Origin of the sequence: Streptomyces tatrensis (assembly GCF_049310065.1) — a bacterium.
Classification (GTDB): Bacteria; Actinomycetota; Actinomycetes; order Streptomycetales; family Streptomycetaceae; genus Streptomyces.
The window spans coordinates 6,720,631-6,741,171 of record NZ_JBMDLB010000011.1 but is presented as its reverse complement, the minus strand read 5'-3'; the positions used below and the strand labels follow the sequence as shown (position 1 = coordinate 6,741,171).

Here is a 20,541-nt window from a genome sequence, read left to right as displayed (position 1 = left end):
CTGGATGGTGGCGCTGCGCGGCAGTAGGCTGAAGCCATGCAGACTCCAGGGTGTGGCGAGGCCAAGGACGACGGCGCGCCCGAACAAGCGGCCGATGCCTTCGACGTGTTCGCTCGCGCATGCCCTTCCCGCGAGACGCTGGAACACGTCACGGGTCGCTGGGGCAGCCTCACCGTCGGCGCCCTGTCCAGGGGGCCGTGCCGTTTCAACGAGCTGCGCCGCCGCGTGGACGGCATCAGCGAGAAGATGCTCTCCCAGACCCTGCACGCGCTGGAACGCGACGGGATCGTCAACCGGGAGGCCCAGCCGACCAACCCGCCCCGCGTCGACTACGAGCTGACTCCGTTCGGCGCGGAGGTCGCCCAGCGCGTGGACGCGCTCATCGGGCTGCTGGAGGGCAGCATGCCCGCGGTGCTCTCGTCCAGGTCCGCCTACGACACCGCGCGCGAAGGCCTCTGGCAGCGCGGGCAGAAGTAGCTCGACCGGTTCATCCAGGGCCGGCGCCGCATCGGGGTGCCGCAGCGCCGGCACGGCTCGTCCTCCCGCCCGTAGGCGTCGAGCGAACGGTCGAAGTATCCGGACTCGCCGTTGACGTTGACGTAGAGGCTGTCGAAGCTGGTGCCGCCGACGGCGAGGGCCTCGTTCATCACGTCACGGACGTGGCCGAGCAGTTCCGTGCTCCGGGGGCGCGTGAGCGTGGCCGTGGGGCGCTCGTAGTGCAGCTTGGAGCGCCAGAGCGATTCGTCCGCGTAGATGTTGCCGACCCCGCTGATCAGCGACTGGTCGAGCAGCGCCCGCTTCACCGTGGTGCGCTTGGCGCGCAGCGCCAGGTGGTAGGCGGTCTCGTCGAAGAGCGGGTCCAGGGGGTCCCGCGCGATGTGCGCGATGACGTCGGGCAGCCCGTCCTCGCTGCCGGGGACGCAGGGGTGCAGCGACAGTCCGCCGAAGGTCCGCTGGTCGACGAAGCGCAGCTCGGTCCCGGCGTCGTCCGCGAACCGCACCCGGATGCGCAGGTGCTTCTCGTCGGGTGCGCCCTCGGGCTGCACGAGGAGCTGCCCGCTCATCCCGAGGTGCCCGAGCACGGAGTGCTCGCGCTCCTCCAGCGGCAGCCACAGGTACTTGCCGCGCCGCTGCGGCACCCGGAAGGTCTCCCCCGTGAGCCGCGCCGCGAAATCGGCGCCGCCGCCCACGTGGCGCCGTACGGCACGCGGATGCAGCACCTCGACGGCCGTGACGGTACGCCCGGCCACCCAGCGCTCCAGCCCGCGCCGCACCACTTCGACCTCGGGCAGCTCGGGCACGGTGTTCCTCCGGAGGGTTCGGATCGGGCTCTCTCCCGCGAGCGTACCGACTCGCCCCGCGGGCCCCGTCCCCCGCCCGGCCTTTCCCCGTACCCCGGGCTCCGCCCGGAAACGGGTCCGCCCCGCCACCTGCCGGAGCAGGTGACGGGGCGGGGAGTTCCCGGAAGAACGGGTCAGGCGTCCGGCGCCGGGTCGGCGGGGGTCGTCGCCCCGTCGGCCTCGGCCGGAGCCTCGGTCACGGAACCCTCCGCGGTACTGATACCGCGCCACGCGGACTCGGCCGCCTGCTGTTCCGCTTCCTTCTTACTGCGTCCGACACCGGAACCGTAGGAGACGCCACCGACGCGCGCGGCGGCGGTGAAGGTCTTCTCGTGGTCCGGGCCGGTCTCGGTGACCAGGTATTCGGGAACGCCCAGCCCCTCGGCCGCCGTGAGCTCCTGGAGACTGGTCTTCCAGTCCAGGCCGGCACCGAGGTTCGAGGACTTCTCGATGAGCGGGTCGAAGAGCCGGTGAACCAGCTCCGAGGCCGCGTCGAGGCCCTGGTCGAGGTAGACCGCGCCGATCACCGCTTCAAGGGTGTCGGCGAGGATGGAGGCCTTGTCCCGGCCACCCGTACCCTCTTCACCCCGGCCGAGCCGGATGAAGGAGCCGAGTTGGAGGCCGCGGCTGACCTCCGCCAGTGCACGCGAGTTGACTACCGCGGCCCGCAGTTTGGCCAGTTGGCCTTCCGGCAGATCGGGGTGGGTCGTGTACAGCGTGTCCGTGACCACCAGGCCCAGCACGGAGTCCCCGAGGAACTCCAGCCGTTCGTTGGTGGGCAGACCGCCGTTCTCGTACGCGTACGAGCGGTGGGTCAGCGCACGCACCAGAAGGGCGGACTCGAGTCGATACCCGAGCCGCCCTTCCAGAAGCACGTGGGACGAGGCCGCGTTGTTACTGACTGCCTGCTTCTCAGCGTTGGACAGCTCAGACATTGCGCCTCTCACCAGCCGCTCAGACCTCGAGGACCTGGCGCTTGTTGTAGGTGCCGCAGCTCGGGCACGCAATGTGCTGGAGCTTCGGCTCCTGGCAACGCTCGCACGAAACCAGGGTGGGGACCGCAGCCTTCCACTGCGACCGGCGGTGGCGCGTGTTGCTGCGCGACATCTTCCGCTTCGGAACAGCCACGGCTACTTCTCCTGCTTCTCGGCGGCGCTCTGAACTCCGTCGGAGGCAGTGCCGCTCATATTGTCCTTCTCGACGCCCTGATCGGTGACGAGTCCCTGCAATGCCGCCCAACGGATGTCGACGGCGTCATGGTGGTGGTCCGGGTCGTCGTTCAAGCTGAGCCCGCAATCGGGGCACAGTCCGAGACAGTCCTCCCGGCACACCGGCTGCAGCGGCAGTGCGAGCACCACCACATCGCGCAGCACGGATTCGAGGTCGAACAAACCGTCCTCGATAAAGAGCGTGTCCTCGTCGTCCTCGGCGTCGTCGGCCGGCTCCGCCTTGGAGCGGATCCGGTCGTCGGCGTCAGGGTACGAGAACATCTCCTGGAAGTCCGCCTTGAGCTCACACTCGACGGCCTCCAGACACCTTACGCATTCCCCGGTTGCCGAGCCACGGGCGGTGCCTGTGACAAGCACCCCTTCCATGACCGCCTCCAGGCGGAGCTTGAGATTCAGCCGACTGCCTTCCGGCACTCCGATGACACCGGCGAGACCGAGGTCCGCCGGCGCCGCGATCTCGCGGGACAGCCGCAGCATGGCACCAGGACGCCGACCCAGCTCGTGCGTGTCGAACACGAGGGGGTTGCGGTGGTCGAGGTGGGTGTTCAGGGCTGTTCCCGCTTTCACAAAATCACTGGAGACTGCTGAAGATCAAGATTTCCGCCACTCAAGGGCAGCATGGATCGCGGTGCATACGCGCGACCGAAGAGCCAGGATACCCGCCGCTTCGCCCTGAGCCCAATCCAGGTCCGGAGTGGACTCAGCGGCCCTGCTCGTACTGGCGCAGCTGGTCCAGATTGATCATGCTCGTGTCGAAGAAGCTGGTCTCGTCGAGCGCCGCCTGCTGGTCCTGCACGGGCTGCGGCTGCTGCTGGTAGCCGCCGTAGGGGTCGGGCTGCTGCTGGTCGTACGAGACCGCGTAGGGGTCGGGCTGCTGCTGGACCTGCTGGTAGCCCGAGTACGGGTCCTGGTACGCGTAGGCGTCCTGCTGGACCGGCTGCCCGGAATAGTGCGCGGCGTAAGCCGCTCCGGTGGAGCCGGTGCTTGCACCGGGATAGGCGTCGTACGCCGGCTCCGGCTGCGCCTGCGCGGGGATCAGCGGGGCCTGCGGCTCGGCCAGGCCCGCCAGGAAGTCCGCGTCGCTCGAGGAGCGCGACTGCTGGTGCCCCGCCGCGTCCTGGGCGGCCATGTGCGCGCCGAGGTCGTCGGTGGCCACGCGGCCGAGGAGCTTCTGGCGGCCCCGGCCGACGGCCTCCAGGGTCTTGGAGAGCACCGCTTCGAAGGTCGCCAGCTTGGTGTCCACGTACGCGTCCGCCTGCTGCCGCTGCGTCTCGGGGTCGTGGCTGCGCTCGGGCGCTTCGGCGTCGGGGTAGCCCTGCTCGTCGAGCCCGGCGCCCCGGCCGAGCAGCTTCTCGCGGCCCCGGTCCACCGAGCCGATGGTCTTGGTGAGCACGACCTCGAAGTTCGCGAGCTTGCTGTCGACGTAGTCGTCGGCCTCGGCCTTGACCTCGTCCGCCTCCCGGCGGGCATCCGCCAGGATCCGGTCCGCCTCGTCCTGGGAGCGCCGTGCGACCTCGGTGTCGGAGATCAGCGAACCGCGCTGGGCGTGCGCCGACTCGATGATCCGGTCGGCCTCGCGGCGGGCCTCCTCGACCATCTGCTCCCGGCCGCCGATGAGCTCCTGGGCCTGTGCGAGCGAGCCCGGCAGGGCGCCCCGCACCTCTTCGAGCAGGGCGAGCAGCTCGGCGCGGTTGATCACGCACGAGGCCGACATGGGCATGGACCGGGCGCTGCCGACGGCCGCGACGATCTCGTCGAGCTTCTTCTGCACGTCCATGGGTGCTCGCACTCTCTCGGCCCCGGGCGGTTCCCGAGACGGACGGGACGACTGTAAGGCCACCGGCCCGGGAGCCGACAACGGCTGACTCCCGGTCAGGGGGCGCCGGCGACCGGGGTCAGCGCCGGGGCAGGCGCTCCAGCAGCGCCGCGTGCACGTGTGCGGGCAGCAGGTGGGCCACGTCGCCGCCCCACGCCGCCACTTCCTTGACCAGGGAGGAGGACAGGAAGCTGTAGGTGGGGTTGGTCGGGACGAAGAGCGTCTCGACGCCCGACAGACCCATGTTCATCTGGGCCATCTGCAACTCGTAGTCGAAGTCGCTGACGGCGCGCAGACCCTTGACGATGGCCGGGATCTCCCGCTGCTTGCAGTAGTCGACGAGGAGTCCGTGGAAGGACTCGACGACGATGTTGCCGTAGCCGGCGGTCGCCTCGCGGATCAGCTCGATCCGCTCCTCGACGGTGAAGAGTCCCTGCTTGGACTGGTTGATCATCACGGCGACGTGGACCACGTCGTAGAGCCGCGAGGCCCTGCCGATGATGTCGAGGTGTCCGTTGGTGATGGGGTCGAACGACCCCGGACAGACGGCGCGGCGCAACTGCATTCCCTCGTTCCCGGGTGCGGGCTTCATGCTTCTTCGCTGATGGAGGCGGCGCGACCGTACCAAAGGGTGCCCTCGCCGTACTTCCTGGAGCGCAGCGGCTCGAAGCCGTCCGGCCACGGGAAGGCCCCGCTGCGGGTCCTGCGCTCCACGGTGACGAGCGCGTCGTCGGTGAGCCAGCCATTGGACCGGAGTGTGAGGAGGATCTCGCAGAGGTCGGCGTGCTCCACCTCGTACGGCGGGTCCAGGAAGACCACGTCGTACGGGTCCCCGTGCGCGGCGCCGGCCGCGATCTGCTCGGCCTTGCCGGACCGGAATTCGGCGCCGGACAGGCCGACCGACGTGATGTTGTCCTTGATCGCCTTGGCGGCCTTGGCGTCGGGCTCGACCAGGAGCGCGTGGTCCGCGCCGCGGGAGAGCGCCTCCAGGCCGACGGCGCCGGAACCGGCGTAGAGGTCGAGGACGCGGGCCCCCTCGACTCCGTGCAGCGACTCCCAGGTGGAGAAGAGACCTTCGCGCATCCGGTCCGAGGTGGGGCGGGTGCCGGTGCCGGGCGGTACGGCGAGGCGTCGCCCGCCGGCGCTTCCGGCGATCACGCGGGTCATCTGGGGTCCTTCTGTGAGCGGGGCGGGGGGTGGTGCAGGGGGTGGTGCAGGCCTTCAACGATAGGTCGTGCCCGTCACCCCTTCTCCAGGTACTGCTCCCGCTCGGTGTCCAGCAGGGCGTCCAGGGCGGTCCGCAGGCCCGGCAGCTGCGTGAGCTCGGGGTCCGCGGCGACCACGCGGGTGGCCTCCTCCCGGGCCTGGGTGATGACCTCCTCGTCCTCGATGACCGCGAGCATCCGCAAGCTGGAGCGCACGCCGGACTGGGCCTGGCCGAGCACGTCGCCCTCGCGGCGCTGCTCCAGGTCGATGCGGGAGAGCTCGAAGCCGTCCAGGGTGGCGGCGACGGCCGCGAGCCGGGCGCGGGCGGGGCTGGCCTCGTGCATCTCGCTGACCAGCAGGCAGAGGCCCGGGGCGGAGCCGCGGCCGACGCGGCCGCGGAGCTGGTGGAGCTGGGAGACGCCGAAGCGGTCCGCGTCCATGATCACCATGACGGTGGAGTTCGGGACGTTCACCCCGACCTCAATGACGGTGGTGGCGACCAGCACCTTGACCTCGCCCGCGGTGAAGCGGCGCATGACGTCGTCCTTGTCGGCGGGGTCCATCCGCCCGTGCAGCACCTCGACGGACAGTCCGGCGAGGGGGCCCCGGGTGAGCTGCTCGGCGATCTCCAGCACCGCGAGCGGGGGCCGCTTGTCGCCGTCCTCCTCGGCGGCCGCCTTCTTCTTGGCGGCCGGGCCCTTCGCCCCCTTGGCGCCCTTGCCGTTCTCGTCCTCACCGTCGCCGATGCGCGGGCAGACCACGTACGCCTGGTGGCCGTTCTCCACTTCCTCGCGGACCCGCTCCCAGGCCCGGGCCAGGAAGTGCGGCTTGTCCTTGGCGGGCACCACGTGGGTGGCGATCGGGGAGCGGCCGGCGGGGAGCTGGTCCAGTACGGAGGTCTCCAGATCGCCGAAGACGGTCATGGCGACCGTGCGCGGGATCGGGGTGGCGGTCATGACGAGCAGGTGCGGGGGCTGCTTGCCCTTCGAGCGCAGGGCGTCGCGCTGTTCCACGCCGAAGCGGTGCTGTTCGTCGACGACGACCAGGCCGAGGTCGTGGAACTGCACCTTGTCCTCGATCAGCGCGTGCGTGCCGATCACGAGCCCGGCCTCGCCGGTGATCAGGTCGAGCAGTGCCTGACGGCGGGCGGGCATCCCCATCGAGCCGGTGAGCAGCACCACTTTGGTGCCCCGGTCGGAGCCGCCGAGCATGCCGCCCTCCCGTCGCCCGCCACCACCCTTCTGCGGAGGCGCTTCGCGCCACAGTCCCCAATTTTCGGCGAGCTCGCCCATCATCTCGGTGATGGACCGGTGGTGCTGCTGCGCCAGCACCTCGGTGGGCGCGAGCATGGCGGCCTGCCCGCCGGAGTCGACGACGGCGAGCATGGCCCGCAGGGCGACCATCGTCTTTCCGCTTCCGACCTCGCCCTGGAGGAGGCGGTGCATGGGGTGGTCGGTGGCGAGGTCGTCGAAGATCTCCTTCGAGACGGTCCGCTGGCCTTCGGTGAGGGTGAAGGGGAGCTTGGCGTCGAAGGATTCGAGGAGGCCGCCGGCGGTGGGGCGGCGGGGTACGGCCGGGAGCTGGGAGTCTGCGTGGCGGCGGCGGGCCAGGGCGACCTGGAGGACGAAGGCCTCGTCCCACTTGAGACGGCCGCGGGCGTCCTCGATGTCGGCCTTGGTGACCGGGCGGTGGATCTTCAGGAGGGCCTCGGTGAGCGGGACCAGTCCGCGGTCCTCGCGCAGGGCGGGCGGCAGCGGGTCGACGACCTCCTGGGCCCTGGGGAGCACCGCGTCCACGCACTTGGCGATCTTCCAGGACTCCAGCTTGGCGCAGGCCGGGTAGATCGGGATGAGCTGGCTCGCGAAGGCGGCGGCCGCGTCCCGGTCGGAGGCGTCCTCGCCGAGGGGCTCGTAGGCGGGGTGGGCGAGCTGGAGCTTGTGGTTGAACATCCCGACCTTGCCCGCGAACATCGCGCGGCTGCCGGGCAGCAGTTCCTTGTGCGGTTTGTGGACGCCGGACCCAAAGAAGACGAGCTGGAGCCGTCCGCTGCCGTCGGTGATGGTGACTTCGAGGCGCTTTCCGCCGCCCCGGCTGCCCTGGTACGTCAGCAGGCGCGCGTCGGCGACCTGCGCGACCACCGTGACGTGTTCGTCGATCTGGTCGGCGAGTTCGGCCAGCGAGGTCAGCTCGCCGCGCTCCGCGTACCGCCGGGGGTAGTGGTGGAGCAGGTCCAGGGCCGTGTGCAGGCCGAGCTGCTCGGCCAGCACCTTCGCGGTGGCGGGGCCGAGGGTCTTCTTGAGGTCTTCGTCGAGCGCGGGCACGTGTTCCATTGCACACCATGGGGCCGACAACCCGGCTATTCCACCCCGATGAGCAGCGGTGCGGACCCGCGCCCGCCCTGGTAGGTGACGGTGTCGACGGCGAGGTGGCCGTGCTGGACGTACGCCTCCAGGCGCTCGGCCAGCCCGTCCGGCGCCCCGGGGCCCAGGACCAGGGTGACGAGTTCGCCGCCGGAGCCGAGCATGCGGGCCAGGACGGCCTCGGCGGTCTCGGCCAGGCCGGTGCCGATGACGGCCACGTCTCCGTCGATGAGCCCGAGCACGTCGCCCGCCTGGCAGATGCCGGCCGAGGTGAAGGACTGCCGTTCAGCGACGGCGAGTTCGCCGTGGCGGGTGGCTCCGGCGGCCGCCGTCATGGCGACCACGTCCTCGTCGAAGCTGCCGTCCGGGTCGTGCACGGCGAGCGCGGCCAGGCCCTGGACCTCGGAGCGGGTGGGGATCACGGCGACCCGTACGCCCTCGGCGCGCGCCTGCTGGGCGGCGGCTGCCGCGACCGCCCGCAGTTCGGCGCCGTTCGGGAGCAGGACGACCTCGCGGGCGTGCGCCTCGCGGATGGCGTCGGCCAGTTCGGCGACGACCGGCGGTTCTCCCGGCCGGGCGAGCACGGTGGTGGCGCCCGCTTCTCCGCACAGCCCGGCCAGTCCCTCGCCCTGGACCACGGCGACGACCGCGCGCTGGGAGCGCTCGCCGCGGGCCCGGCGGCGTTCGTCGCCGAAGTGCGTGATGCGGATCCGGTACGGGCGTCCGGCGACCACGGCGGCCTCCACGGCCGCGCCGGGGTCGTCGACGTGGACGTGGACGTTCCACAGCCCGTCGCCGCCGACCACCACGAGGGAGTCGCCGAGGGCGTCGAGCCGGGTGCGCAGCCGGTCGACCTCGGTCTCGGCGGCCTCCAGCAGGTAGATCACCTCGTAGGCAGGTCCGCCGTGCTCCTCGGCGCAGGGCTCGTGCGGCCCCGGTACGGGCACGGCCCGGCCGCGCACCGGTTCGGGGGCCGGCTCCGCCCGGACAGCGCCTGCCACAGGGCCCCGAGTACGGCCACCAGCCCGCAGCCCCCGGCGTCGACCACCCCGGCCCGGCCCAGCACGGCCAGTTGCCCCGGGGTTTCGGCGAGGGCCGCGCGGGCTCCGTCGTAGGCGGCCCCGGCCACGTCGGCGGCGGTCCCGGCAGCCTTGGCGGCGGCCTCCGCGGCCCGGGCGGCGGCGGTGGCGACGGTGAGCATGGTGCCCTCCACCGGGTGCGCGACGGCCCGGTACGCCTCCTCGGCGGCCCGGGTCAGCGCCTGCGCGAGCAGCCGCGCGGGGTCACGGTCCGCGGGATCACGGTCGGCGGGCTCGTCGCCGAGTACGTCGGCCACCCCGCGCAGCAGCTGCGCGAGGATCGTCCCGGAGTTGCCCCGGGCGCCTATCAGGGCGCCGTGCGCGAAGGCCCGTACGGCCTCGGGGAGGGAGGTCGCGGGTGTGCCGTCCGTCACTGCGGCCAGGAGGTCCGCGAGCTCGCGGTCGGCCGATTCGGCGGTCAGGTAGAGGTTGGTGCCGGTGTCCGCGTCGGCGACGGGATAGACGTTGATCGCGTCGATGTCCTCGCGGGCCCGGCCCAGTGCGGCCAGGGCCAGCGAACTCCAGGTGCGTACCGCTTCGGCGTTCAGGGGGTACGGCTGAGGCTGGTGCGCCACCGGGCGTTCCTCCTTGTGCGGGCCAGGGTTCACCGCAGGGTAACGAAGGACTGCCGGGCGGGCGGGACCCCGGGGCGGGGGCGGCCGTGGACATGGTAGTTTTCTTGGACCGAGGCAGTCGTTGTATGCTGCTCCGGTTGCCCGATGAGAGTCGGGCCATTCCCCCCGGCAAACCACTTCAGATCCCTGATACCGGTGCGCCGGGATTCACTGTAAGTGCATCTGAAGTCTTTGGAGTGACCTGTGGCTGCCAACTGCGACGTTTGCGCCAAGGGGCCGAGCTTCGGCAACAGCATTTCCCACTCGCACCGCCGCACCTCGCGTCGCTGGAACCCGAACATCCAGCGTGTCCGTGCCGTGGTCAATGGGACGCCGAAGCGCCTCAACGCCTGCACCTCGTGCATCAAGGCCGGCAAGGTCTCGCGCTGACGCCTTCCGTCGTAGCGCAGCCCTTTCCGGTTGCTGAGAAGGCCGGTCCACCTGGTGGACCGGCCTCTTGCTTTGCCTGATCGAACATGATCAAACCTGTAGGGCCTGCTCCACCCCGTGAACCCACGGGGTGGAGCAGGCCCTACAGGCGTTTCGGGACGCGTTCCCGGTCCGGCAGGTGCCGCTTCAGCGCCACCGCCACGCGTGGTCCACCGGTCCGATGCCCGCGCCCAGCGCGAACCCGGCGGCGATGGCGCCGGTGACGTACTCCTTGGCCTCGGTGACGGCCTCCGGGACGGTCCGGCCCTTGGCCAGGCCCGCGGCGATCGCGCTGGCGAGGGTGCAGCCGGTGCCGTGGCTGTGCCGGTTGTCGTAGCGGGGGGCCCGCAGCCAGCGTTCGTCGGAGCCGTCCGTCAGGAGGTCCACGGCCTCGTTCCCGTGGGCGGCGAGGTGGCCGCCCTTGATCAGCGCCCACGCGGGCCCGTACGCGAGGACCGCGTCGGCGGCCCGGCGCATGTCGTCCTCGCTCTCCACGACGACTCCGGTGAGCTGGGTCACCTCGTCCAGGTTCGGCGTGGCCACGGTGGCCCGGGGCAGCAGTTCTCCCCGTACGGCGTCCAGCGCGGAGGCGGCCAGGAGCGCGTCCCCGTGCTTGGAGACGCCGACCGGGTCCACGACGGCCGGGGCGGCGGTCGAGGCGAGCAGCTCGGCCACGGTCTCCACGAGTGCGGCGGAGGACAGCATTCCCGTCTTCACGGCCTGGACGCCGATATCGTCCGCCACGGCCCTGTACTGGCCCCTGACGGCCTCCGCGGGCAGCTCCCAGACGCCCTTGACGCCCAGCGAGTCCTGCGCGGTCACAGCGGTCACCACGCTCATGCCGTGGACCCCGAGCGCCAGCATCGTCTTCAGGTCGGCCTGGATGCCCGCGCCGCCGCCGGAGTCGGATCCGGCGACGGTCAGGCACAGCGGCGGGTGCGGGCGTCCTATGGAGGATCCGCTCATCGCGGGGTGTCCTCGGCGGCCGTGTCGCCGCCGAAGTGGTCCCAGCCTCCGGTGGAGGCCCAGGGGGCTCCGTCGACGGTCACCTGGGGCAGCGCGGAGCGGTTCTGGACCTCGCCGATGACCTTCCAGCGGGCCGGGAGCTTCACGTCCGGCGGGAAGGTGGCGACGATCGCGTGGTCCTCTCCCCCGGTGAGGACCCACTGGAGCGGGTCCACGCCGACGGCCTGCCCGATGTCGTGCATCTGCGTCGGGATGTCGACGGCCGCCGAGCGCAGGTCGATCCGTACCTTGCTGGCCTCGGCGATGTGCCCGAGGTCCGCGATCAGGCCGTCGCTGACGTCGGTCATGGCGGTGGCGCCGAGCCCGGCGGCCGCGGGGCCCGCGTGGTACGGCGGCTCGGGCCTGCGGTGGGCCTCCACGAAGGCCCGCGGCGAGCGGAAGCCGCGCGAGAGCACCGCGAAGCCGGCCGCGGACCAGCCGAGCCAGCCGGTGACGGCCACGACGTCGCCGGGCTGGGCGCCGGAGCGCAGCACGGGTTCGTGGTTGCGCAGGTCGCCCAGCGCGGTGATGGCCACGGTGATGATGTCGCCGCGGACCACGTCTCCGCCGACCACGGCCGCGCCGGCGACCTGGCATTCGTCGCGGATGCCGTCCATCAGCTCGGTGGGCCAGGTGGCCGGCAGCTCGGCCGGGACGACGAGGCCGAGAAGCAGGGCCGTCGGCACCGCGCCCATGGCGGCGATGTCGGCGAGGTTCTGCGCGGCGGCCTTGCGTCCGACGTCGTAGGCCGTGGACCAGTCGCGCCGGAAGTGCCTGCCCTCCAGCAGGATGTCCGTGCTCGCCACGACCCGCCGGTCGGGGGCCGACACCACCGCGGCGTCGTCGCCCGGACCGACCCGGACCGCCGGGGTGGTGGTGAGCCGTGAGGTGAGCTCCCGAATGAGCCCGAACTCCCCCAGCTCGCCCACAGTGCCCTTCATCGCTGTGCCCCTTCTTGCCCAGTCCGCTTGCGGTCGCGAGCCGTCACAGCTCTGGGTACCGTCAACAGATACGTCAACTTCTGATCTCCGCACGCCCCGCTCTGCGCGCGGCCGGACCCGCGGGTCTCCCCGCGGCGCTCGGCGACGCGGTACCGTGGCGTCCCTTCACCGGGCCCACCCGTCATCCCCGGGCCCACCCGAAGGGTAGGGGAAATGATCCTCGTGGCCGCCCTGGAGGTTCCGTGGTACAGGCGTACATCCTCATCCAGACCGAGGTGGGCAAGGCGTCGTTCGTCGCCGAGTCCATCGCGCAGATCGCGGGGGTGATCCAGGCCGAGGACGTGACCGGCCCGTACGACGTGATCGTGCGCGCCCAGGCCGACACCGTGGACGACCTCGGCCGCATGGTCGTGGCCAAGGTCCAGCAGGTGGAGGGGATCACCCGCACCTTGACCTGCCCGGTCGTCCATCTGTAGCCCCCGTCTACTCTTGGCCGGTGATGTCACGACACCGCCGGCCCTTCTCTCTGCTCGCCGCACTGACCGCGCTGGCCGCCGCTTCGGCGGCCCTCGCGGGCTGTTCCCCGGGTGAGTCCGAGGCCCGGGTGGAACCGCCGTCCGCTCCCCCCGCCGATGTCGCGGGTCTCTGTGCGGCGCTGCACAAAGAGCTCCCCGGAACGGTGGCGGAACTGGGCCGGTCCTCGACCGTGCCGAAGTCCGACCTGACCGCCGCGTGGGGCGGCTCGGCGATCGTACTGCGGTGCGGTGTCGGCAAGCCCGTGAAGATGCTGGATCCGAAGCAGGACGGCATCGAGGTGAACGGTGTCGGCTGGCTCATGGAGCGGCTGGACGACGGCGGGTTCCGGTTCACCACCGGGCTGCGGCTGGCGTACACGGAGGTCTTGGTCGACAAGGAGCATGCCACGGATGCGGGGATGCTGGTGGGCCTGTCCGCCGCGATCGCCAAGACCGTTCCGGTGGGCATCTCGTCTTCCTGACGTTCCCGGACCCTCCCGGACCCTCCCGGACCCGCTCGCGCGGACGAGGACCGCCCGCCGCCATCCTCTTGCGAGGGGCGGCGGGCGGTCCTCGTCCGCGTACGGGGCTTCGTGGCGGGGCTTTATACGGGGTTAGCGCAGCCCGGTGGAGCGGCGCAGGGCGGCCTGGATCAGGCGGTCCACCAGCTCCGGGTACTCGATGCCCGACTCCTGCCACATGCGCGGGTACATGGAGATCGGCGTGAAGCCCGGCATGGTGTTGATCTCGTTGATGACGAAGGTGCCGTCCTCGGTGAGGAAGAAGTCGGCGCGCACCAGGCCCTCGCAGGACGCGGCGTCGAAGGCCTCGATCGCCAGCTTCTGGACCTCGGCGGTCTGCTCCGGGGTGAGCGGGGCGGGCACGAGTCCGGAGGCGGAGTCGATGTACTTGGCCTCGAAGTCGTAGAAGTCGTGGCTGGAGACCGGCGGGATCTCGGCGGGCACGCTCGCGCGCGGGCCGTCCTCGAACTCCAGGACCCCGCACTCGATCTCGCGGCCGCGCAGCAGCGCCTCCACGATGATCTTCGGGTCGTGGCGGCGGGCCTCGCGGATCGCGGCGTCCAGTCCGGCGGGCTCGTCGACCTTGGTGATGCCGATCGAGGATCCGGCGCGGGCGGGCTTGATGAACAGCGGCCAGCCGTGCTCGCCGGCGAACTCCGCGATGCGCGCGAGGGCGCCCTCGCGGTCGTTCTCCCACTCGCGGGGGCGGATGGTCACGTACGGGCCGACCTTCAGCCCGAAGGACGTGAAGACCCGCTTCATGTAGTCCTTGTCCTGGCCGACGGCCGAGGCGAGGACGCCCGAGCCGACGTACGGGATGCCGGAGAGCTCCAGGAGGCCCTGGAGGGTGCCGTCCTCGCCGTACGGGCCGTGCAGGACGGGGAAGACCACGTCGACCTCGCCCAGCGCCTTGGGGACGGCGCCCGGCTCGGTGTAGACGACCTCGCGGCTGGCCGGGTCGACGGAGAGCACGACGGCGCCGTCTTCGGATTCGGCGAGCTGCCCCACGTTGGGGAGCTCGCCGCCGGAGATGGCCATCCGGGCGGGCTCGTCGGCGGTCAGCGCCCACCGGCCGTCCGTGGTGATGCCGATGGGCAGCACCTCGTACTTGGAGCGGTCGATGGAGCGCAGGACGGCGCCCGCGGTGACGACCGAGATGGCGTGTTCCGAGCTGCGGCCGCCGAACACGACGGCCACGCGGGGCTTGCGGCCCTGCTGCTCAGGGGTCTGGGGGAGGTTCTCGCTGCTCATATCGCCACGAGAGTACCCGCTCACGCATCCGGAAAGCAGTCAGCGCCGTTCCGGTTTGGCGCTGCGCCCCATGAGTTCCTTGAGCGCGACCAGGGTGGGCTTGCCGTGGTGGACGATGTCGACGACCGTGTCGGTGATCGGCATGTCCACTCCGTGGCGACGGGCCAGATCGGCCACGGACTGGCAGGACTTGACGCCCTCGGCGGTCTGCTTGGTGACGGCGATGGTCTCCTCCAGGGTCATCCCGCGGCCCAGGTTGGTGCCGAAGGTGTGGTTCCGGGAGAGCGGCGAGGAGCAGGTGGCGACGAGGTCGCCGAGGCCCGCGAGGCCGGAGAACGTGAGCGGGTCGGCGCCCATCGCCAGGCCCAGGCGGGTGGCTTCGGCCAGACCGCGGGTGATGAGCGAGCCCTTGGTGTTGTCGCCGAGGCCCATGCCGTCCGCGATGCCGACGGCGAGGCCGATGACGTTCTTGACGGCGCCGCCGAGCTCGCAGCCGATGACGTCGGTGCTCGTGTACGGGCGGAAGTACGGGGTGTGGCAGGCGGCCTGGAGGCGCTGGGCGACGGCTTCGTCGGTGCAGGCGACCACGGAGGCGGCGGGCTGCCGGGCGGCGATCTCACGGGCCAGGTTGGGGCCGGTGACGACCGCGACGCGGTCGGCGGGGACCTTGGCCACCTCTTCGATGACCTCGCTCATCCGCTTGGCCGTGCCGAGTTCGACGCCCTTCATCAGGGAGACGAGCACGGTTTCGGGGGCCAGCAGCGGGGCCCAGACGGCGAGGTTGCCGCGCAGGGTCTGCGAGGGCACGGCGAGGACCGTGAAGTCGGCGCCGGCCGCGGCCTCGGCCGGGTCGCTCGTGGCCCGGATGTTCCCGGGGAGTTCGATGTCGGGGAAGTAGTCCGGGTTGGTCCGGGTGCCGTTGATGGCGTCGACGAGCTCTTGGCGGCGGCCCCACAGGACCACCTCGCAGCCGGCGTCGGCGAGGACCATGGCGAAGGCCGTGCCCCAGGAGCCGGTTCCGAATACGGCTGCCTTGACGGGACGTGTCACTTGTTGCCCTCCCCTGCGGCCTTGCGCCGCTGCTGAGCCCTGGCGTTGCGATGGTCGTACGGCTGCGCGGGTGCACTCTCGCCCCGCAGTTCCTCCAGCAGCCCGGTGATGGCCGCCATGATGACTTCGGTGGCCTCCCTGAGCACCTCCGGGGTGGGTTCCCGGTCGTAGTACGCGGAGAGGTCCACGGGCGGCCCGGCGAGCACCTGGAGGGTCTTGCGCGGGAACAGGCTGACCTTGTTCTCCTTGGCGTAGGGCGGCATCGCGAGATTCGCGCCCCACTGGGCCACCGGAATGACGGGGGCCCTGGTCATCAGGGCCACGCGGGCGGCACCGGTCTTGCCGGCCATCGGCCACACGTCCGGGTCCCGGGTGAGGGTGCCTTCCGGGTAAAAGGCCACGCATTCGCCGCGCTCGATCGCGTCCACGGCGGCCCGGAATGCGTCCAGGGCGTTGGTGGACTCCCGGTAGACGGGGATCTGGCCGGAGCCGCGCAGGATCGCGCCGACAATGGGGACCTCGAAGAGGGCCGCCTTGCCGAGCAATCGGGGCACCCGGCCGGTGTTGTACTGGAAGTGCGCGTAGGACAGCGGGTCCAGATACGAGTTGTGATTGACGGCGGTGATAAACCCGCCCTCGGTCGGAATGTGTTCCATTCCCCGCCAGTCCCGCCTGAAGAGCACTACCAGCGGCGGTTTCGCGATGGCCGCCGCAAGGCGGTACCAGAAGCCGATTCTGCGGCGGGACACTCGGACACCTTCCTCTAGGACCGGTGCGCGGCTTGGGCACCCCGGGGACGGACAAGTGTGGCCCCGGGTCCGGTCTCTGTCGAGAACACCGTACGCCCCGGACACCCGGACCAGACCCCGGGTCGACCGGCATGAGGTGACAATGGGGCTCCGCATGACCTGGCCATGACCCGCACATGGTCTGAGCGGCGCGCGAGCGTGCCGGAGGGAAGGGGTCCGTCACGAACGCCGTCTGGAGTCTGGTGGTCCCCCTGAAGCCGCTCGCGGTGGCCAAGAGCCGCCTCGCGGCGGCCGTGGGGGCGGCCCGGCCGGGGCTCGCCCTGGCGTTCGCGCTGGACACCGTGGCGGGGGCGCTGGCCTGCGCGGCGGTCGCGGATGTGGTGGTCGTCACGGACGACCCGGCGGCCGGGGCGGAACTGGCGCGGCTGGGGGCCCGGATCGTGCCGGACTCCCCGGCGGCGGGGCTCAACGCGGCGCTGGCCCACGGGGCGCGGGAGATACGGGCGGGCAGGCCCGGGGCGGCGGTGGCCGCCATGAACGCGGATCTGCCGGCGCTGCGGCCACCCGAATTGCTACGCGTGCTCGAAACCGCTTCGGCATTTCCCAGGGCATTTCTGGCGGATGCGGCGGGAATCGGGACGACCCTGCTTTCCGCTGCTCCGGACGTGGAATTGGCGCCCTCGTTCGGCGGCCCCTCACGGGCCCGGCATTCGGCCTCGGGCGCGGTGGAAATGGCCCTCTCCGGCGTCGAGAGCATCCGCCGGGACGTGGACACGGGGGCGGATCTGCGTACGGCCCTGGCCCTCGGCGTGGGGCGTCATACGGCCCGATACAGTGCCCGTATGCAGGCGACCGCGTACACGTACGACTCCCAGACCCGCAGCGGCAGTGTGCTGCTGGACGACGGCACCCCGGTGCCCTTCGAGGCCCCGGCGTTCGACGCGGGCGGCCTGCGGCTGCTGCGTCCCGGGCAGCGGGTCCGGATCGAGACGGACGGCGAGGGCACGGGCCTGCGGATCACCCTGGTCACCCTGCAGACCTTCTGACCCCGGGCGTTACGGCCTACCGGAACCGCCGGAACCGCCGGATCTGCCGGACTCATCGGATCCGCCGGACGCACCGCGGGCCGGTCTCCCCGCCGTGGGGAAACCGGCCCGGCGTGTGTGACTCCTTGCCCTACTTGGTCTTGCGGGCGGTGGTCTTCTTCGCGGTGGCCTTGCGCGTCGCCGTCTTCTTGGCGGGCGCCTTCGTCGCAGCGGTGGCCTTCTTGGCCGCCGGGGCGGTCTTCTTCGCGGTGGCGGTGGTCTTCTTGGCCGCCGGGGCGGCCTTCTTCGCGGTGGCGGTGGTCTTCTTCGCCGCCGGAGAGGCCTTCTTCGCCACGGCGGTCTTGGCGACCGTCTTCTTGGCGGTGGCCGTGACCTTCTTGGCCGTGGCCTTCTTCGCGACCGTGGTCTTGGCCGCGGCAGCCGCCTTCTTGGCGGGTGCGGCCTTCTTCGCGGCGGCCTTCTTGACCGTCGCCGAAGCGCCACCGGTGAGGCTGCCCTTGGGCGCCTTCTTCACCGAGACCTCGCCGCCCTTGGGCAGCTTCTTGGTGCCGCTGACCAGGTCCTTGAAGCCCTGGCCCGCACGGAAGCGGGGAACAGAGGTCTTCTTGACCCGGACGCGCTCACCCGTCTGGGGGTTGCGGGCGTAGCGGGCCGGACGGTCGACCTTCTCGAACGAGCCGAAGCCCGTGACCGAGACCCGGTCGCCTCCGACGGTCGCGCGGACGATGGCGTCCAGTACCGCGTCGACGGCGTCCGCGGCCTGCTGACGGCCGCCCAGCTTGTCGGCAATCGCTTCTACGAGCTGCGCCTTGTTCAACGTCTTCCCCTTCGGAGACTTCGCCAGAACGAATGTGTTCAAGCTTATTTCGCACGTTAGGCGGATATATACCGCAAATCAAACACGAAACGGGCTTATCACCCTAGTGCCGCAACGTTGTAGGCCGTTACGGAGTTCCTTCGCATCAGTCGCCTTCAGGGAATCGACCCTCGTCGAGGTCCTTCATCAACCTGTCCAGGCGCCTTGCCGCGTCGGCGAGATCATGCTTCGCCACGGCGGTGACGACCAACAGCTTCCGGGACAGCGCCATCCTTACGCCCTCCGGGACTTGCAGCGTGCGCACCCTTGTGTGTGCTTCTTTCAATCGGTCGGCGACAAGTCCGTAGAGCTCAAGTTGACTGTCGCGTTCCATGCACAGATTGTGCCATCTGGGGCGAGTTGTCGCCTCACGGGGCCTCAACACACGACTGTGCCCCCTGCCGGATGGCAGGGGGCACAGTGTTGCCTATGTGATCACCCTAAGGCGAATAAGCGCTGATCAGGCTGGAATCACGCCTGAATCGTGCGGGGCTTGTGGGCCGGCCGAACGCTTTCGTAGGTGGCGATGTCCGCTTCGTTCTGAAGGGTGAGGGAGATGTCGTCCAGCCCCTCCAGGAGGCGCCAGCGGGCGTTGTCGTCGAGTTCGAACTCCGCTACGACGCCTTCGGCTCGGACCTGGCGGTCGACCAGGTCGACCGTGATCTCGGCGGTGGGGTCGGCCTCGGTCAGCTTCCACAGCTGCTCGACGGTCTCCTGCGGCAGGACCACGGTCAGCAGACCGTTCTTCAGCGAGTTGCCGCGGAAGATGTCGGCGAAGCGGGAGGAGATGACCGTCTTGAAGCCGAAGTTCTGCAGGGCCCAGACGGCGTGCTCGCGCGAGGAACCGGTGCCGAAGTCGGGACCGGCGACCAGGACGGTCGCGCCGGCGCGCTCGGGACGGTTGGTGATGAACTCCGGGTCCTTGCGCCAGGCCTCGAAGAGCCCGTCCTCGAAACCGTCGCGGGTGATCTTCTTCAGCCAGTGGGCCGGGATGATCTGGTCGGTGTCGACGTTGCTGCGGCGCAGCGGGACGGCCCGGCCGGTGTGCTTGGTGAAGGCTTCCATCGTTCTCAGACTCCGGCGGTCTCGGTGGCTTCGGACAGGTCGGCGGGCGAGGCCAGGTGGCCCAGCACCGCGGTGGCGGCGGCCACCTGCGGGGACACCAGGTGGGTGCGCCCGCCCTTGCCCTGCCGGCCCTCGAAGTTGCGGTTGGAGGTGGACGCGGAGCGCTCACCGGGGGCCAGTTGGTCGGGGTTCATGCCCAGACACATCGAGCAGCCCGCGTGCCGCCATTCGGCGCCGGCCTCCTTGAAGACCTTGTCCAGGCCCTCCGCCACGGCCTGCAGGGCGACCCGGACCGAGCCCGGGACGACCAGCATCCGTACACCTGTCGCGACTTTGCGGCCCTCGATGATCCCGGCGACGGCGCGCAGGTCCTCGATGCGGCCGTTGGTGCAGGAACCTACGAAGACGGTGTCGACCTTGATGTCGCGCAGCGGCTGTCCGGCGGTCAACCCCATGTACTCCAGGGCCTTTTCGGCGGCGTTGCGCTCCGAAGCGTCCTCGTACGAAGCAGGGTCGGGGACGTTGGCCGACAGGGGCGCACCCTGGCCGGGGTTGGTGCCCCAGGTGACGAACGGCGACAGCGTGGTGCCGTCGATGACCACCTCGGCGTCGAAGACGGCGTCGTCGTCGGTGCGCAGGGTCTTCCAGTACGCGACCGCCGCGTCCCAGTCCTCGCCCACGGGGGCGTGGTCGCGGCCCTCGAGGTAGTCGAAGGTGGTCTGGTCGGGGGCGATCATGCCCGCGCGGGCGCCGGCCTCGATCGACATGTTGCAGATGGTCATGCGGGCTTCCATCGACAGCTGCTCGACGGCCTCGCCGCGGTACTCCAGGATGTAGCCCTGGCCGCCGCCGGTGCCGATCTTGGCGATGATCGCCAGGATCAGGTCCTTGGCGGTGACGCCGTCGGCCAGCGCGCCGGTGACGGTGATCGCCATCGTCTTGGGGCGGGCCAGCGGCAGCGTCTGGGTCGCCAGCACGTGCTCGACCTGGCTGGTGCCGATGCCGAACGCCAGCGCGCCGAAGGCGCCGTGCGTGGAGGTGTGCGAGTCACCGCAGACCACGGTGGTGCCCGGCTGGGTCAGACCCAGCTGCGGTCCCACGACGTGGACGACACCCTGCTCGACGTCGCCCAGCGAGTGCAGGCGTACGCCGAACTCGGCGCAGTTCGACCGGAGCGTCTCCAGCTGGGCCCGGGAGACCGGGTCCGCGATCGGCTTGTCGATGTCGATGGTGGGGGTGTTGTGGTCCTCGGTCGCGATGGTGAGGTCCAGGCGCCGGACCTTGCGGCCGGCCTGCCGCAGGCCCTCGAAGGCCTGGGGGCTGGTCACCTCGTGCAGCAGGTGCAGATCGATGAAGAGGAGATCGGGCTCGCCCTCGGCGCGCCGGACGACATGGTCGTCCCAGACCTTCTCCGCGAGTGTCCTACCCATCGCTTTCCCTCCGGCCGGCCGGTTGTGCCGGCGCTTGAT

21 protein-coding genes and 2 pseudogenes are annotated in these 20,541 nt (G+C 71.0%); 5 read left to right on the top strand and 18 right to left on the bottom strand.

Annotated elements, in window-relative coordinates; all coding sequences use genetic code 11:
• The first annotated feature begins 36 nt into the window (after positions 1-36).
• Entirely contained in the window at positions 37-477 is a 441-nt protein-coding gene (locus ACODT5_RS46690; RefSeq protein ID WP_422524918.1) for a winged helix-turn-helix transcriptional regulator, read from the top strand.
• Here ACODT5_RS46690 and mutM read toward each other — a convergent pair.
• The 9 genes and pseudogenes from mutM to ACODT5_RS46645 form a co-directional block, all read right to left on the bottom strand.
• Positions 432-1,301 (bottom strand): bifunctional DNA-formamidopyrimidine glycosylase/DNA-(apurinic or apyrimidinic site) lyase, encoded by an 870-nt coding sequence (gene mutM, locus ACODT5_RS46685; RefSeq protein WP_422524917.1) that lies wholly within the window; start codon positions 1,299-1,301, stop codon positions 432-434. The two genes, ACODT5_RS46690 and mutM, sit on opposite strands and share 46 nt — an antisense overlap.
• A 173-nt stretch (positions 1,302-1,474) precedes the next feature.
• A complete protein-coding gene (rnc, locus tag ACODT5_RS46680) occupies positions 1,475-2,275 on the bottom strand; it encodes a ribonuclease III (protein ID WP_422524916.1) in 801 nt (266 codons plus the stop codon).
• A 19-nt stretch (positions 2,276-2,294) separates the two neighbouring features.
• Positions 2,295-2,468, bottom strand: a complete 174-nt coding sequence (gene rpmF, locus ACODT5_RS46675; protein ID WP_003965982.1) for a 50S ribosomal protein L32 — start codon at positions 2,466-2,468, stop codon at positions 2,295-2,297.
• A 2-nt stretch (positions 2,469-2,470) separates the two neighbouring features.
• Entirely contained in the window at positions 2,471-3,136 is a 666-nt protein-coding gene (locus ACODT5_RS46670) for a YceD family protein (protein ID WP_422524915.1), read from the bottom strand.
• Positions 3,137-3,269: 133 nt separating this feature from the next.
• Positions 3,270-4,346 (bottom strand): cell division initiation protein, encoded by a 1,077-nt coding sequence (locus tag ACODT5_RS46665; protein WP_422524914.1) that lies wholly within the window; start codon positions 4,344-4,346, stop codon positions 3,270-3,272.
• 118 nt (positions 4,347-4,464) lie between these two features.
• Positions 4,465-4,944, bottom strand: a complete 480-nt coding sequence (coaD, locus tag ACODT5_RS46660; RefSeq protein ID WP_266912663.1) for a pantetheine-phosphate adenylyltransferase — start codon at positions 4,942-4,944, stop codon at positions 4,465-4,467.
• A 29-nt stretch (positions 4,945-4,973) separates the two neighbouring features.
• On the bottom strand, positions 4,974-5,552 hold the full coding sequence (rsmD, locus tag ACODT5_RS46655) for a 16S rRNA (guanine(966)-N(2))-methyltransferase RsmD (RefSeq protein ID WP_422524913.1): 579 nt from the start codon (positions 5,550-5,552) through the stop codon (positions 4,974-4,976).
• A 74-nt stretch (positions 5,553-5,626) separates the two neighbouring features.
• Entirely contained in the window at positions 5,627-7,921 is a 2,295-nt protein-coding gene (recG, locus tag ACODT5_RS46650) for an ATP-dependent DNA helicase RecG (protein ID WP_422524912.1), read from the bottom strand.
• 26 nt (positions 7,922-7,947) lie between these two features.
• Positions 7,948-9,605, bottom strand: a pseudogene (locus ACODT5_RS46645) (DAK2 domain-containing protein).
• Between the two features lie 243 nt (positions 9,606-9,848).
• Between ACODT5_RS46645 and rpmB the strand changes: the two are divergent.
• Complete coding sequence (gene rpmB / locus ACODT5_RS46640) at positions 9,849-10,034, top strand: 50S ribosomal protein L28 (protein WP_073911113.1); 186 nt, start codon at positions 9,849-9,851, stop codon at positions 10,032-10,034.
• Between the two features lie 186 nt (positions 10,035-10,220).
• On the opposite strand, the gene thiD is transcribed toward rpmB, so the two are convergent.
• Both thiD and ACODT5_RS46630 read right to left on the bottom strand, forming a co-directional pair.
• Positions 10,221-11,039, bottom strand: coding sequence for a bifunctional hydroxymethylpyrimidine kinase/phosphomethylpyrimidine kinase (gene thiD, locus ACODT5_RS46635; RefSeq protein ID WP_422524911.1), 819 nt, complete (start codon positions 11,037-11,039; stop codon positions 10,221-10,223).
• On the bottom strand, positions 11,036-12,019 hold the full coding sequence (locus tag ACODT5_RS46630) for a thiamine-phosphate kinase (RefSeq protein ID WP_274549736.1): 984 nt from the start codon (positions 12,017-12,019) through the stop codon (positions 11,036-11,038). The genes thiD and ACODT5_RS46630 overlap by 4 nt, the downstream gene beginning before the upstream one ends.
• Positions 12,020-12,261: 242 nt before the next feature.
• Between ACODT5_RS46630 and ACODT5_RS46625 the strand changes: the two genes are divergently transcribed.
• Both ACODT5_RS46625 and ACODT5_RS46620 read left to right on the top strand, forming a co-directional pair.
• On the top strand, positions 12,262-12,495 hold the full coding sequence (locus ACODT5_RS46625) for an Lrp/AsnC ligand binding domain-containing protein (protein ID WP_112450218.1): 234 nt from the start codon (positions 12,262-12,264) through the stop codon (positions 12,493-12,495).
• Positions 12,496-12,518: 23 nt separating this feature from the next.
• A complete protein-coding gene (locus ACODT5_RS46620) occupies positions 12,519-13,016 on the top strand; it encodes a DUF3515 domain-containing protein (protein WP_422525263.1) in 498 nt (165 codons plus the stop codon).
• A gap of 132 nt (positions 13,017-13,148) precedes the next feature.
• On the opposite strand, the gene ACODT5_RS46615 is transcribed toward ACODT5_RS46620, so the two are convergent.
• Genes ACODT5_RS46615 through ACODT5_RS46605 form a run of 3 tightly spaced genes read right to left on the bottom strand, consistent with a single transcriptional unit; the run spans position 13,149 to position 16,105 of the window.
• A complete protein-coding gene (locus tag ACODT5_RS46615) occupies positions 13,149-14,306 on the bottom strand; it encodes a D-alanine--D-alanine ligase family protein (protein WP_422524910.1) in 1,158 nt (385 codons plus the stop codon).
• A gap of 39 nt (positions 14,307-14,345) precedes the next feature.
• The gene (locus ACODT5_RS46610; RefSeq protein WP_422524909.1) at positions 14,346-15,356 is read right to left on the bottom strand and encodes an NAD(P)H-dependent glycerol-3-phosphate dehydrogenase; all 1,011 of its coding nucleotides are present in this window, start codon (positions 15,354-15,356) and stop codon (positions 14,346-14,348) included.
• Positions 15,353-16,105, bottom strand: a complete 753-nt coding sequence (locus ACODT5_RS46605; protein WP_422524908.1) for a lysophospholipid acyltransferase family protein — start codon at positions 16,103-16,105, stop codon at positions 15,353-15,355. Before ACODT5_RS46605 ends, ACODT5_RS46610 begins: the two co-directional genes overlap by 4 nt.
• A 239-nt stretch (positions 16,106-16,344) precedes the next feature.
• Here ACODT5_RS46605 and cofC point away from each other — a divergent pair.
• Positions 16,345-16,950: pseudogene (gene cofC, locus ACODT5_RS46600) on the top strand (2-phospho-L-lactate guanylyltransferase); the annotation flags it as partial.
• 331 nt (positions 16,951-17,281) lie between these two features.
• Here cofC and ACODT5_RS46595 read toward each other — a convergent pair.
• From ACODT5_RS46595 to leuC, 4 genes are all read right to left on the bottom strand, one after another.
• Entirely contained in the window at positions 17,282-17,968 is a 687-nt protein-coding gene (locus ACODT5_RS46595; protein ID WP_403712687.1) for an HU family DNA-binding protein, read from the bottom strand.
• A gap of 145 nt (positions 17,969-18,113) precedes the next feature.
• Complete coding sequence (locus tag ACODT5_RS46590) at positions 18,114-18,341, bottom strand: SCO5555 family protein (RefSeq protein WP_243337737.1); 228 nt, start codon at positions 18,339-18,341, stop codon at positions 18,114-18,116.
• A gap of 137 nt (positions 18,342-18,478) precedes the next feature.
• Complete coding sequence (gene leuD / locus ACODT5_RS46585) at positions 18,479-19,072, bottom strand: 3-isopropylmalate dehydratase small subunit (protein WP_422524907.1); 594 nt, start codon at positions 19,070-19,072, stop codon at positions 18,479-18,481.
• Between the two features lie 5 nt (positions 19,073-19,077).
• Positions 19,078-20,502: a 3-isopropylmalate dehydratase large subunit gene (leuC, locus tag ACODT5_RS46580; protein WP_422524906.1), complete on the bottom strand. Its 1,425-nt coding sequence runs from the start codon at positions 20,500-20,502 to the stop codon at positions 19,078-19,080.
• Positions 20,503-20,541 lie beyond the last annotated feature (39 nt).

Bases quoted from the DNA above. Each gene is read 5' to 3' on its own strand.
- ACODT5_RS46690 (WP_422524918.1), top strand. From the start codon at position 37: ATGCAGACTCCAGGGTGTGGCGAGGCCAAGGACGACGGCGCGCCCGAA.
- rnc (WP_422524916.1), bottom strand. From the start codon at position 2,275: ATGTCTGAGCTGTCCAACGCTGAGAAGCAGGCAGTCAGTAACAACGCG.
- ACODT5_RS46665 (WP_422524914.1), bottom strand. From the start codon at position 4,346: ATGGACGTGCAGAAGAAGCTCGACGAGATCGTCGCGGCCGTCGGCAGC.
- rsmD (WP_422524913.1), bottom strand. From the start codon at position 5,552: ATGACCCGCGTGATCGCCGGAAGCGCCGGCGGGCGACGCCTCGCCGTA.
- recG (WP_422524912.1), bottom strand. From the start codon at position 7,921: ATGGAACACGTGCCCGCGCTCGACGAAGACCTCAAGAAGACCCTCGGC.
- thiD (WP_422524911.1), bottom strand. From the start codon at position 11,039: ATGAGCGGATCCTCCATAGGACGCCCGCACCCGCCGCTGTGCCTGACC.
- ACODT5_RS46630 (WP_274549736.1), bottom strand. From the start codon at position 12,019: ATGAAGGGCACTGTGGGCGAGCTGGGGGAGTTCGGGCTCATTCGGGAG.
- ACODT5_RS46620 (WP_422525263.1), top strand. From the start codon at position 12,519: ATGTCACGACACCGCCGGCCCTTCTCTCTGCTCGCCGCACTGACCGCG.
- ACODT5_RS46615 (WP_422524910.1), bottom strand. From the start codon at position 14,306: ATGAGCAGCGAGAACCTCCCCCAGACCCCTGAGCAGCAGGGCCGCAAG.
- ACODT5_RS46590 (WP_243337737.1), bottom strand. From the start codon at position 18,341: ATGGAACGCGACAGTCAACTTGAGCTCTACGGACTTGTCGCCGACCGA.
- leuD (WP_422524907.1), bottom strand. From the start codon at position 19,072: ATGGAAGCCTTCACCAAGCACACCGGCCGGGCCGTCCCGCTGCGCCGC.
- leuC (WP_422524906.1), bottom strand. From the start codon at position 20,502: ATGGGTAGGACACTCGCGGAGAAGGTCTGGGACGACCATGTCGTCCGG.